Consider the following 12,166-nt stretch of genomic DNA (forward strand, 5'->3'; position numbering starts at 1 on the left):
CTGGTACTTTAACCGCTCCGTTAAGTACCAGTCAGGATCTTTGGTTTCAGGCGGGTAAGGCCACGAGATGCTTGGTTGCCAGCTGAGGAATATATTCAAGCTCAAACCGCAGATCGTCCAGTTGTTTCAGGATGAAGCCGCATACTTCATACTCCTCCCGGTCCTCAAAGTACTTAATCATCTGCTCCACAAAGGGGCGGCCGTATAGTACTGCAATTCCCCGGTACTCATCGAAAAAAATCGCCAGGGAAATGATACTGATGTTACTTTGGGTAATCGCAAACTGAATACTGCTGGGTCTGCGGTGCATGGCGTACCTGATCAGGTTCTCTGTCAGGGCCAGGGAATAGTCCAATTTACTCATTTTGATAGGGAGGGGGATGATTTTTTTTCTTACTTGGAGCTAAAATAGTAAAGAAAATAACGTTGTAACTACTTAGCTGAAAATAAATATTTGCCTCCTGGCCCTTCCTCAGAATTTTCTAACCGTGAAGGCCATCTTTACAGAATCAACTTATTATGCAAGTATCTGAAAGCTTTTGGAACAGGTACCATAGGAACAACTGATAGCAGAGGCATTAATGAAGGTTGATTGGAAAAAGACCTCAGGTACCAGAAAAAAGATAGGGGGCTCTGTCAAAGGATACTTTAACTGATTCCTCCTCCAGAATTTAGCTTCGGGAAATATTTAAAATGAAACTCCCACTGATTACTTAAATCAGCGGGAGTTAGTAATTGTGCACCCGAAGGGATTCGAACCCCTATCGTCGGTACCGGAAACCGAAATTCTATCCATTGAACTACGGGTGCGGGTCGTTACCGGAAAATCGCTTCCGGGAAGCGCTTTATGAGTAGTAACGGGCTGCAAATATAAGAGCAAAAGTTTGTAGTTGTCAACTTCCTGGCCAAATTCCTCGTAACAATTCAACGCATTAAAGCGCCTTCAACAGCTCCCAATCTTTTACATCTTTCAGGTAGAGGTAGTTGAGCAGGATACCGTTGCTGTTATTGATGAGCCGGTGCCCTTCCACAAAAGGGGCTACGTGGGTGGTAATTCGCTCAAAATCGGAAGCGACGCCCTGGGCCTGGTTGTGGTAGGCCGCGATTTCATCGGCCGTAAGCTCCAGCTCATAGTAGAAGAAGTACATGGCCTCGTCGCTGGTACCGGTCGAGGGAAAGCAGGGTGCTTCGTTTAGCCGCGTCAGGTCTTCCTTGCGGACTTCAATACTGGTTTCCTCCCACACTTCGCGGGCCGCAACGGCTGCCGCATCGCTCTCACTATCGAGCATACCGGCCGGGTGTTCGTAGGTAGGGGAGCCGTCGCAGATGCGCCGCTGCCTGACCAGCAGCAGGTACTTCTGCCGGGATACCCGTTCAATAAAGCATACCAACACACTCACCACCTCGCCTTTCAGGAAGCAGATGGGGGGTATTTTGTCGCCTTCGGGGGTACTTGCGTCGGTGTAGAGCAGCGAAAAAAGTACTTCGCCCTTCCCGTTCCGGCGCGTGTAAAGTTCATCAATCCGGTGTACGTCAAGCCCGCTGCGAAGGAGGTTATTTTTCCAGAGATTGTATTTATGGGAATCCAGGAGATTTTCCGGCATTTTTTTGTTTATTAGCTAAAATTGTAATCGTAGTTCTAATGGAACTTACCCTAAGTACCCCCGCGCTCCTGTTCTCAACGGTATCTCTGTTGATGATTGCCTTTACCAACCGGTTCCTGGCGATTGCCAACCTGATTCGCGACCTGCACAAACAGTTTCAGCAGAACCCCGAAAAGGTGGTAGTGGACCAGATTAAAAACCTGCACACCCGGCTTCGCCTGATTCGGACCATCCAGGCCACGGCCGTACTGAGTCTGCTCCTGAGCGCTGTTTGTATGCTGGTCCTGTTCGAGAACCAGATGGAACTGGCCCGGGGTCTGTTTATTGGTGCGCTGGTACTTCAGATTATCGCGCTGGTCCTTTCGGTACTTGAGATTTCTATTTCCATCAAAGCGCTTCAGATAGAGCTAAACGATATGGAAGACCAGTTGGGCCAAAACCGTTTTGAACTATTTAACCTGCTTTCCAAAACCGAAACCGAACAGGAAAATCTGACCAGGAACAAGCAAAAAAATCCGGGTCAGAAAAGCGGGAGCGACAACGCAACGTAGGGCATTCCGTAGGAGCTGGCAAAGCGATCCTTGCGGTTGTTAAGCAGCACATTGGTCCGGTAGGCTACCCGACCCGCAATATAGCCCACTTTGAGGCCAAACCGTTCGGTTATCCGCACCCGCGCATATACTTCGCTCTGCCCGTTGTTGGCCCGCAGTACCGAAGGCAGCGCATTCAGATTGGTTGGGGCCGTACCCAGCAAACTCCGGTTGTACTGTTCGGCAAGGGAATCATCTGCCGCCGCCGGATTCGCAATCGTATAGAGCCCTTCGCGGCGCTTGCCAAACGCCAGTCCCAGAATATCGGTATTGACCCCCAGGTCCAGGATACTCAATCGGATATTAAAACCCAGCATAAAACTGGCCCCATTGACCGATAAACGCGCTACCCGCAACCGATCATAACCTCCTGCCCCATCGGGAGCTTCCAGGTTAGTAGGCCCAGCGGAGTAGTAGCCCCAGCCCCGAAGCCCCCACCCCACCTGCAGCCAGGGCATTTTGGCCGAACTCAGATGCTGATGATAGGTAACAGATGGAGCCCAGTCTCCGTTCTGAAAACCGGTACCAATATCTATTCCGGCCGAAAGGCGGGAAAGAGACTGAGCGAAACTACCGCTTAAACCAAAGGTGGATATAATGACAATTAGAAATAGTTTTTTCATTGGATAATAATGAGTGGACCAGTCAGTATCAGTAACGAGAAGCAGGCCAGTGAAAACTGGCCTGCTTTTGTCTTTATTGTTGTACTTTTTTAAAAATAGCAGCGCCCAGCGGAGGCAGATCTACCAGGATGGAATAAGGTTTACCGTGCCAGGTTTTATTTTCCGTAGCAACTGCTCCCGTATTCAGGGTACCGCTGCCAAAAAACTCAGGGGAGTCGCTGTTGAATATTTCTTTCCATTCACCCTTAGTCGGAATCCCAATCCGGTACTGCTGCCGGGGAATGGGCGTCAGGTTAAGCGCGATTACGAGGTTCTCGGCCGCGTCTTTGGCCTTACGTGAATAAACCAGCACCGAGTTTTCGCGGTCCTGGGTATCAATCCATTCAAATCCTTCGGGTGAAAACGAGTATTCAAACAGGGCGGGTTCAGCGCGGTAGAGCTTATTAAGGGCTTTCATACACTCGGCTATACCGTTATGCGTATCCTGCTTAAGCAGGTGCCAGTCGAGGCTCTTCTGGAAGTTCCACTCCGATGGTTGTCCGAATTCTCCACCCATAAAGACCAGCTTGGTACCCGGGTGCGTAAACATGTACGAGAACAGCAAACGAAGGTTGGCAAAGCGTTGCCACTCGTCGCCGGGCATTTTATTTATTAGCGATCCTTTTCCATACACCACCTCATCGTGCGAGAGGGGTAGCATGAAGTTTTCGGCAAAGCTGTAAACCAGGCTGAACGTCAGCTGATCCTGGTGCCACTTCCGGAACGAAGGATCTTTTTCGAAGTACTTCAGCGTATCATTCATCCAGCCCATCATCCACTTCATTCCAAAGCCCAGACCGCCCACAAACACCGGACGGGAAACGCCGGGAAACGCGGTGGATTCCTCGGCTATGGTCTGAATATCCGGAAACTCTTTATAGGCCGCCATATTCATTTCGCGCAGCAGCGATATGGCCTCGAGGTTTTCCCGTCCGCCAAATTCATTGGGAATCCACTCGCCCTGGTTGCGCGAGTAGTCCAGGTAGAGCATGGAGGCCACCGCATCTACCCGAAGGCCGTCTACGTGGTACCGGTCCAGCCAGAACAGGGCATTGCTTATCAGAAAAGAACGTACCTCATTGCGTCCGTAGTTGAATATATAGCTTTTCCAGTCGGGATGGTAGCCTTTCCGCGGGTCTTCGTGCTCGTACAGCGCAGTACCGTCAAAGCGGTAGAGGCCGTGGGGATCACCGGGAAAGTGGGAAGGTACCCAGTCCATGTACACTCCGATGCCTTCCTGGTGCAGCCGCTCAATGAGGTACATCAGCTCCTGGGGAGTACCCAACCGGGAGTTACAGGAGAAGTACCCGGTAATCTGGTACCCCCACGACGGGGTATAAGGGTGCTCCATTACGGGCATGAACTCCACGTGGGTAAAGCCCATTTCCTTGACATAGGGTACCATAGCATCGGCTAATTCCTTAAAGGTCAGGTGGCGCTCGGGATTGGCCGGGTCGCGCCGCCAGGACCCCAGATGGACCTCATAAACGGAGATGGGGGCATTGAGTTTATTGGTTTCTTTGCGGTTGGCCAACCAGTCAGCATCGGACCACTCGTACCAGGTATCCCATACAATGGAGGCCGTCTGAGGAGCCAATTCACACCAAAAAGCAAAAGGATCCGCTTTTTCCAGCTGCTGCCCATTGTTGGATGAAATAAAGTACTTGTATACTTCACTGTGCCCAACGTCCGGAATCCAGCCTTCCCAGATTCCCGAACTGTCCCAACGGGAGGTCAGCTCATGGCTACCGCGGTTCCAGCCGTTAAAGTTTCCGATAACCGATACCTGGTTGGCGTTAGGAGCCCAAACGGCGAAGTAAGTACCTACCACTCCGTTATTTTCCATTACGTGCGCCCCAAACTTATCGTACAGCTTGAAATGCTTGCCTTCGCGGAAAAGATGAATATCCAGGTCTGTAAAACGGGATAAAGGCTCAACGGGCTTCCGGTTCAGGGTAGCAGGGGCTTCCTGTGGCTGAAGGTCAGCGGTTTCAATCGGTGGTGTTTCGGTCTTTTGCTTTTTATTGGTTGCTTTTGCCATCACGTATAAACTTTTATGGTTGAAGGGTACCCGCCGGGAGTATTCCCATAAGATTCAATTTATTTTTTAAAGTACTTTATAAAACAGGCAAGTACCTATCTTGTATCGTCCTGCTTAGCTGCCGCGTAACTTTTCAATTTCCCGGATAACATCCACAATTCCTTTCAAAGGAATCTTGACCCAGTCGGGACGGTAGCTCAGCTCATAGCCCAATTCATACACCGCTTTCTCCAGCAGGTAGTACAGCATCAGGAAGTTGATTTCACTTTGGTCCTTAAAAAGAGGATGCGGCCAGCCGAAAGTATCCATGTAGGCGTCAAGGTAGGTATCCTTCATGAGCTTGTACCACCGCCCCGTTACCTTCATCAGCTTCTGGGGGTCAATTCCGGCCGTTTCGGTACTATGAAAAATCTTGGCGGATACGGCATAGTGGTAGCTGCGTATCATACCGGCTACGTCTTTCAGGGGCGAATGCTTGATTTTACGTTCAGTAATGCTCGCTTCGGGTTCGCCTTCGAAGTCAATAATAATAAAGTCGTGGTCGGTACTAAGTACCTGCCCCAGGTGGTAGTCGCCGTGGATGCGTATCCGTTGCGAGCTGAGAGTCCGCTTGAGCATCCCCTGCGTAAATTCTTCTATCAGCTCTTTTGACTCCATAAACTTCCAGGCCAGGTGCTGGGTAGCCGGGTCCAGATCTTTGTACTTATCAATCAGGAGCGCATACCGGCTTTCGAGCAGGTGATTGATCCGCCTCAGCAGAAACTTACAGTACTCGGTAGTAAACGGCTCCGGCGCAAAGGCTTCCTCGGCCTCGGGTGCGTACAGGGCCTGGTGCATTTCGGCAGTACGCTGGCCCAGCAGCGCCACCTGCTCAAAAACATTCTCCTTAATGGAAAACACGCGCAGAGGTACTCCGTACAGGAAATCGTTGAGGTAGTCGCCGGTCATAGACCAGTTGTCCTTTTTGGCGTCGACCATGCGCTGCATCATACCCAGGGTTATGTCGGGGGTACCGTCGGTACGCCGCCAGGTAATACTTCCGCAAAAAGCCGGAATCTGCCGGAAGGGCGAGTTTTCGGTTATAAACTCCACCAGTTCTACCTCGGGATTGGTTTCCTTGAAAAGCTTTCGGTAGAGTTTAAAAAAGTACCTTTCCCCGAATATCATAGCTGAATTGCTCGAGTCGACTGGCAGTACCCGGGAGCGAATCTGAGCAGGCTGGTCATTTTCTTCCAGGCCCTTTCCTTTCCGGAATACCAGCGAAGATGCGTCCTCGGAAACCGCTTCTGTGGTATAAATATGTTCGTAGATTTTATTGCGAAAACTTTCTGTATACATGGCGTCAATCAGGTACCCGTCGGGCAATGCTGCGACCAGCCCCTGCTCGGGCAGGTTGTCGGGCAGGTGGTTCTGAAAAGACAGGGGCAACTGGTAGTATTCGTTGTCGCCTTCCTTGTAGGTTACCTCCACAATACACACCCAGGCATCTCCAAAGGGCAGAGACACATCAATGGCACAGGTAGTTACTTCGCGGGCTTTACCCGCGAACCACCGGCATTTTTTCAAAAAAGTTTCAAGAAGCTGTGGAGTTAGCTGTTTATGCATAGCATTCGGTATTAGGCGTAATGTATCTCTAAGAACAGGCTAAAATGCTGAATGTTGGCTTTTTTTGTCTTTTTTTCATGGCTCCCGCCGTTTTGGACCCTGGTCTTACATTTTGTCGGCAGTTCGCTGCACCTTCCCCAGTACACGCATGATATTACCACCCCATATTTTTTCAATGTCCCGGGCCGGGTACCCGCGCCGTACCAGTTCTTCGGTAATGGAGCCAATTTCGCTGACGTCTTGGCAACCTACTACCTGTCCGCCGCCGTCCATATCCATTCCTATGCCTACGTGGTCCACGCCTACCAGCTTTATCACGTGCTCAATATGGTCCACAGCATCGCTGACGGTGGGTACATCATCCGCATATTTTTCCCGAAGGGCTTTACGCTCCTGGTACAGCGCCTGCCGGTCAGCCTCCGAAAGGTCGGTCTGGCGAAGCTTCATACGCAGCGCCTTCATGGAAATCTCCTGCTGCTGCGAAGGTTTTTTAAGAAAGTCCGGCACAAAGTTGATCTGGATTACGCCCCCGTTTCGGGCAAGGGCCTTGATCATGTCATCGGAGAGGTTGCGGGGATGGTCGCACAGGGCCCGACAGGACGAATGAGAGGCAATGGCGGGTGCTTTGGTCAGCCGCATTACGTCATAAAACGTAGAGTCCGATACGTGCGAAATGTCCACCATAATACCCAGCCGGTTCATTTCCCGGACTACCTCTTCTCCAAAAGGGCTCAGTCCGTTGTACTCCGGGCCGTCGGGGTCCATGGAAGAGTCGCAGATGTCGTTGTTGGCCGAATGCGACAGCGTGATATACCGTAGTCCCAGATCATAAAACTGTTTCAGGTTGGCCAGATCGTGGCCCACCGGCCAGCCATTTTCCATCCCGATGAACACGGCCCGTTTGCCCTCTTTCTGCAGGCGGTAAGCGTCTTTGGGCGTAGTAGCCAACGCCGCCACCGACGGATTATCCCTGACCGCCTGATGAATTTTGTCAAAAATGGCGAGGGCCTTTACCTTGGCTTCGGCCGTAGCCTCGGGGGTACGGCTGCCCTGCCCCAGGTACACGGCAAAAAACATGGCGTCCATGCCCCCTTTTTTCATGCGGGGAAAATCAATCTGCGACCCTTCCTTCTCAAAGTCGTGCTCTTGAGCCACATCAAATCCTTCCTTCATCATCATGATAGGAACATCGGCGTGGGTATCGATGGTCAGCGCGTTGGCGTGAATCCGGGCGGCCTTAATTTTTATCTCCTCCTTCTTCTGTCCTAAGGCCAGTATGGGGAGCAGCAACAGCAGCAAGAGCGTTTTTTTCATGGTACCTTGGTTAAGGAGGCTTTTAGGGTTAAATGCGTAAATTCTGAAAGCGTATTTTAGGTATACATCAGCGGTGTACGAAGAAATTTTGAAGGTGCCGCTCCTAAGGAGCCTTACGTTCACTTTTGATCCTGTTTCTACTAAAGTACCACCCCTACGGGGCTTGGTTGAAGCTAATGGTAGTGCCTGGCCTTTTGCCAATGTTTAAGTAGACAGCAAACACATTTCTTCGTACACTACTGATTCATAATTCACGCATTCATAATTCATAATTCTGTTAAATATCTTCAATCCGGAACAGGTGGAACGGCATCACGTTCGGGTCCAGCTCAATAAAGTTCCACTCTTCTGACCAGGTGTACTTCCGGCCGGTAATGAGGTCGTGGACCGTGTACTGCTGCCAGCCTTGCAGGCCAAGCAGGGACGGGGGTACCTGCACCATACCATTCTGTTTGTTATAACCATCCAGGTTTACCACGCACAGGATACGGTTGCCATTGGAGTGCGTTTTGAGGTAGGCCATCAGTTGGTCGTTGTGAATAGTACAAAAATGGATGTTGTTGGTATGCTGCAGAGCCGAGTTCTCCTGCCGTATGCGGTTCACCATCCGGATTAGGTAAGTCAGCTTATTTTCTTTTTCCCAGTCCCAGTACTTTACTTCGTACTTTTCTGAGTTGAGGTACTCTTCCTTACCGGGGAATGCTTCGTGCACCATCATTTCGTAGGTAGGCCCGAATATACCGTAGTTGGAGGTAAGCGTAGCCGCCATGAAGTACCGGATCAAAAACAAAGGCTCGTGCCCCGACTGAAGCATATACGGGTCAATGTCGTGGGTATTAGGCCAGAAGTTGGGCCGGAAGTAGTACTTCATCTCCGTTTGGGTCAATTCGGTCATGTACTCTTCCAGTTCCTGCTTAGTCGACCGCCAGGTATAGTATGTATACGACTGCGAAAATCCGACTTTGGCCAGTTGCTGCATTACTTTAGGGCGCGTAAAGGCCTCCGACAGAAAAATCATGTCGGGGTACTCCCGACGGGTTTCGGCAATAATCCACTCCCAGAACTTAAACGCTTTCGTGTGGGGATTATCTACCCGAATGAGGCGAACGCCCCACTCCGCCCACAAGAATATAATACGCCGCAGTTCCATCCACAGTCCCCGCCAGTCCTCACTTTCAAAGTTGATGGGGTAAATATCCTGGTACTTCTTCGGCGGGTTTTCAGCGTACTGAATGGTACCATCCGGCCTTATTTTGAACCACTCAGGATGATCTTTTACCCAGGGATGATCGGGCGAACATTGAATAGCCAGGTCAAGCGCTACTTCCATGTCCTGGTCGCGGGCGGCGGCTACCAGGGCCTTGAAGTCTTCCAGCGTTCCCAGGTCCGGATTGATGGCATCGTGACCGCCCAGTTCGTTCCCGATGGCGTAGGGTACGCCCGGGTCAGTCGGCTGGCTATTTACTGAATTATTCTTACCCTTCCGGAACTGGTGACCAATGGGGTGAATGGGCGTAATGTACAGGACATCAAAACCCAGGTCGGCTATACGCGGCAGCAGTTCTATCTGATCCCGGAAAGTACCCGGACGCCCCGGCTCCCTCGACGAAGACCGGACAAACATGGAGTACCAGGCGCTGAATTCGGCCTTTCGGCGGTCCACCCACACCGGCAACTCGCGGTAGCGGGTAGCGTACTGGCGCTCGGGGTAGCGGTTGGCCCATTCACCCAGCCTGAAACTGTGGAACAGCTGCAACGCATCGTCATAGCGGTTTTCGTCCCGGAATAGCGCCGCTGCATTATAAAGTGCTTCCTTGTCGTCACCGGAGGCTTTGGGAATCATTTCTTCCACAAACTGAGCGCCCATCAGCAGCTCCATGCGTACGTGCTGCTTATCCTTTATTTTGAGTTCCGTTTCGTGTCGCCAGGAGGCAACATGGTCCACCCAGCCTTCAATGGTATAGGTATAGTAGCCCAGTTTTTCCACCAGGAAGCTCCCTTCCCAGCGATCATTGACCAGGTAGGTCATAAATACTTCGGTCCACTGCTGGTCATCGGTATGTTTATACAGCAGGCGGGCGGCTACCTTGTCGTGGCCATCGGCGAATACGTCGGCTTCTATTTGAATGGTTTCTCCGGGAATAGCTTTTACCGCGTACATTCCCCCGTCAATTTCGGGTACTACGTGTTCAATTACGACCCTGCGGCGGCCTTCCAGTTGTTCAGGTATGAGTGAAGTAGGTTGTTCTGCCATAAATTAAATTCTTTTGTACAGGTAATAAGGTAATTATAGGCTTAGTTTGGCAAATTAGATAATTTCTAGTAAAAAGAAATTGAATAGTACTTTGAATTAAATCTCCTGTGGGGTTTCTAAAAAATCACGCCATCCTACCGGCGCGACCCGCTTTTTTTTACATTTTCCGCTTGTGTAATATTAGTTTTTGTCAAAATCCTCCCTTAGTTACGGCTCCGGCCAACGCAACAACCCATTTAAAAAAGCAGCGGGGAAAATAATAGGTAGGAGGTGCCTAAAAATGCAAGGAAGCAGGTTTCACCGAGCATTCCGCTGTTTCCTACTAATCCTTTCTTATATTTACTACTATATCGGGCCCGGCTTGGCAAATATGAAAAACGGTCTACCACAACTTACGGACGAAGCCCTGTGGAATTTATACCGGCAGGGCAACGAAGCAGCCTTAGCTGTTGTTTACGAGCGGTACGTAAAACGTTTGTATGCCTACGGCCGGAAGTTTGGGGCCGAAGCGGGGCTGGTGAAGGATTGTATTCAGGACTTATTCGCGGAACTACTCAGTAAACCCCAGGCCGTTTCCCAAACACCCAGCGTACAGAATTATCTGCTGAAAGCCCTCCGCCGTAAACTACTGGCCAAAAGCCGCAAAAGCCTGTCCGGACACGTGTTTTTATCCGCAGACCCGGACGAGTACTTATTCGAACTGATTCCTTCCCCTGAACAGGAGTTGATCATCGCGCAGACTGCCCAGGAGGATTGCAGGCGGGTGCAGGAGGCTATAGGTAAATTAACCAAACGGCAGCAGGAAATAATTTACCTGAAATTTTACCACGACCTCGACAACCACTCCATCGCCGAAGTCATGTCGCTTACATACCAGGCCGTTTGTAATCTTGTCTCCAAAGCCGTCAAGGCTATTCGTAAAGTACTTTCCAATCCGGCCACGCTACTGGCGCTCCTCCATTTGGGTTACGACATAGCCTGATTCAGGCTTTTCGAAAAATAATTTTCATTTTTTGGTTAGTTAAACCTCCTGGCTTTCTATTACCTGATAGAAACCTATTCTGCTTTTCCCGATGAGCCAGCTACCCGATACCCTTGAGGACCTGCTACTGCATGATGATTTTTGTCGCTGGCTAAAAAATCCGGTTCTGGATACGGCGGGTACCTGGACTACCTGGCTGGCTCAGGACCCGGAGCAACGGGGCGAACTGCTCCGGGAAGCCCGGCTGGTACTGCGGAGCCTGCCACCCGACGAAGAACTTTCACCCACCGACGTGGACACCATCTGGCAGGGAGCGCTGGCGCGCCGGTCGGTACAGCAGATGGCGGGGGGTACTTCGCTCAATCGGCAGGTACTTTGGAAACAGTGGTACCGCCTGGCCGCGGTACTGGTGCTGGCTAGCGGGCTGGGCCTGACGGGCTGGTATGTCTGGAATAACCGCCCGGCTGAGTACCAAACCGCCTACGGCGAAATACAAACCCTGGACCTGCCCGACGGTACCAGCGTCACGCTTAACGGACACTCGCAGCTCAGGTACCAAACCGGCTGGTCGGGAAACCGGGAGGTGTGGCTGAGCGGCGAAGCGTTTTTCAAAGTCAGTAAAAAGGGGGAAGCGGGAAAGTCAATTCCCTTCACTGTACATACCGATGGCGTGGATGTGCGGGTACTGGGTACCCAATTCAACGTGCGTAACCGCCGGGACAAGGTACAGGTACTGTTGACCGAAGGAAAGGTAGAACTGCGGGAAACGCAGAAAAGTAACAAAACCGTAGTCTTACAACCAAACGACCTGGCCGAGTACTTATCTACCTCTACCGGGCTTAGCAGGCGGCGGGTGAAGCCTGACCCGTACCTGTCCTGGATGGATAAAGTACTGGTATTTGAGCAGGCTTCCCTGCGGGAGGTAGCTCAGACCTTTGAAGATACTTATGGTCTGACGATTGTCCTGGCCGATGAATCGCTGGCCGGGCTGACTTTTACCGGGAACCTGCCCGCTGATGACGAAGAACTGGTACTTAACACCTTTGCTAAAGCATTCGGCCTGAACCTTACCCGCAGCGGCAATCAGGTGATATTTAAAAAACAGTGATTCCTC

Annotated in this window: 10 protein-coding genes and 1 tRNA gene; 3 read left to right on the forward strand and 8 right to left on the reverse strand. The window is 51.1% G+C overall.

The window, feature by feature from the left end; all coding sequences use genetic code 11:
• Positions 1-46: 46 nt before the first annotated feature.
• The 3 genes from VGN67_RS19915 to VGN67_RS19925 all read right to left on the reverse strand — a co-directional run bounded on the left by VGN67_RS19915 (position 47) and on the right by VGN67_RS19925 (position 1,604).
• Positions 47-364, reverse strand: coding sequence for a hypothetical protein (locus VGN67_RS19915; RefSeq protein WP_327488655.1), 318 nt, complete (start codon positions 362-364; stop codon positions 47-49).
• 374 nt (positions 365-738) lie between these two features.
• Positions 739-810, reverse strand: a tRNA-Arg gene (locus VGN67_RS19920).
• Positions 811-932: 122 nt separating this feature from the next.
• Positions 933-1,604 (reverse strand): NUDIX hydrolase, encoded by a 672-nt coding sequence (locus VGN67_RS19925; RefSeq protein ID WP_327488656.1) that lies wholly within the window; start codon positions 1,602-1,604, stop codon positions 933-935.
• A gap of 38 nt (positions 1,605-1,642) precedes the next feature.
• On the opposite strand from VGN67_RS19925, the gene VGN67_RS19930 reads away from it, so the two are divergent.
• Complete coding sequence (locus VGN67_RS19930) at positions 1,643-2,155, forward strand: DUF2721 domain-containing protein (RefSeq protein ID WP_327488657.1); 513 nt, start codon at positions 1,643-1,645, stop codon at positions 2,153-2,155.
• Here the strand turns inward: VGN67_RS19930 and VGN67_RS19935 are convergent.
• From VGN67_RS19935 to VGN67_RS19955, 5 genes are all read right to left on the reverse strand, one after another.
• A complete protein-coding gene (locus VGN67_RS19935) occupies positions 2,125-2,817 on the reverse strand; it encodes a hypothetical protein (RefSeq protein ID WP_327488658.1) in 693 nt (230 codons plus the stop codon). The genes VGN67_RS19930 and VGN67_RS19935 overlap by 31 nt on opposite strands.
• Positions 2,818-2,890: 73 nt before the next feature.
• Complete coding sequence (gene glgB / locus VGN67_RS19940) at positions 2,891-4,897, reverse strand: 1,4-alpha-glucan branching protein GlgB (protein ID WP_327488659.1); 2,007 nt, start codon at positions 4,895-4,897, stop codon at positions 2,891-2,893.
• A gap of 114 nt (positions 4,898-5,011) precedes the next feature.
• Entirely contained in the window at positions 5,012-6,502 is a 1,491-nt protein-coding gene (locus tag VGN67_RS19945) for a maltokinase N-terminal cap-like domain-containing protein (RefSeq protein ID WP_327488660.1), read from the reverse strand.
• A 105-nt stretch (positions 6,503-6,607) separates the two neighbouring features.
• Positions 6,608-7,816, reverse strand: a complete 1,209-nt coding sequence (locus VGN67_RS19950; protein ID WP_327488661.1) for a dipeptidase — start codon at positions 7,814-7,816, stop codon at positions 6,608-6,610.
• 277 nt (positions 7,817-8,093) lie between these two features.
• Positions 8,094-10,070, reverse strand: a complete 1,977-nt coding sequence (locus tag VGN67_RS19955) for an alpha-1,4-glucan--maltose-1-phosphate maltosyltransferase (RefSeq protein WP_327488662.1) — start codon at positions 10,068-10,070, stop codon at positions 8,094-8,096.
• 370 nt (positions 10,071-10,440) lie between these two features.
• Here VGN67_RS19955 and VGN67_RS19960 point away from each other — a divergent pair, with 370 nt between their 5' ends.
• Both VGN67_RS19960 and VGN67_RS19965 read left to right on the forward strand, forming a co-directional pair.
• Positions 10,441-11,052 (forward strand): sigma-70 family RNA polymerase sigma factor, encoded by a 612-nt coding sequence (locus tag VGN67_RS19960; RefSeq protein WP_327488663.1) that lies wholly within the window; start codon positions 10,441-10,443, stop codon positions 11,050-11,052.
• Between the two features lie 91 nt (positions 11,053-11,143).
• A complete protein-coding gene (locus VGN67_RS19965; protein WP_327488664.1) occupies positions 11,144-12,160 on the forward strand; it encodes a FecR family protein in 1,017 nt (338 codons plus the stop codon).
• Positions 12,161-12,166 lie beyond the last annotated feature (6 nt).

The sequence above is a fragment of the Telluribacter sp. genome (assembly GCF_035998675.1).
In the GTDB taxonomy this organism is placed as follows: domain Bacteria; phylum Bacteroidota; class Bacteroidia; order Cytophagales; family Spirosomataceae; genus Telluribacter.

Bases quoted from the DNA above. Each gene is read 5' to 3' on its own strand.
- VGN67_RS19915 (WP_327488655.1), bottom strand. From the start codon at position 364: ATGAGTAAATTGGACTATTCCCTGGCCCTGACAGAGAACCTGATCAGG.
- VGN67_RS19925 (WP_327488656.1), bottom strand. From the start codon at position 1,604: ATGCCGGAAAATCTCCTGGATTCCCATAAATACAATCTCTGGAAAAAT.
- VGN67_RS19930 (WP_327488657.1), top strand. From the start codon at position 1,643: ATGGAACTTACCCTAAGTACCCCCGCGCTCCTGTTCTCAACGGTATCT.
- VGN67_RS19935 (WP_327488658.1), bottom strand. From the start codon at position 2,817: ATGAAAAAACTATTTCTAATTGTCATTATATCCACCTTTGGTTTAAGC.
- glgB (WP_327488659.1), bottom strand. From the start codon at position 4,897: ATGGCAAAAGCAACCAATAAAAAGCAAAAGACCGAAACACCACCGATT.
- VGN67_RS19945 (WP_327488660.1), bottom strand. From the start codon at position 6,502: ATGCATAAACAGCTAACTCCACAGCTTCTTGAAACTTTTTTGAAAAAA.
- VGN67_RS19950 (WP_327488661.1), bottom strand. From the start codon at position 7,816: ATGAAAAAAACGCTCTTGCTGCTGTTGCTGCTCCCCATACTGGCCTTA.
- VGN67_RS19955 (WP_327488662.1), bottom strand. From the start codon at position 10,070: ATGGCAGAACAACCTACTTCACTCATACCTGAACAACTGGAAGGCCGC.
- VGN67_RS19960 (WP_327488663.1), top strand. From the start codon at position 10,441: ATGAAAAACGGTCTACCACAACTTACGGACGAAGCCCTGTGGAATTTA.
- VGN67_RS19965 (WP_327488664.1), top strand. From the start codon at position 11,144: ATGAGCCAGCTACCCGATACCCTTGAGGACCTGCTACTGCATGATGAT.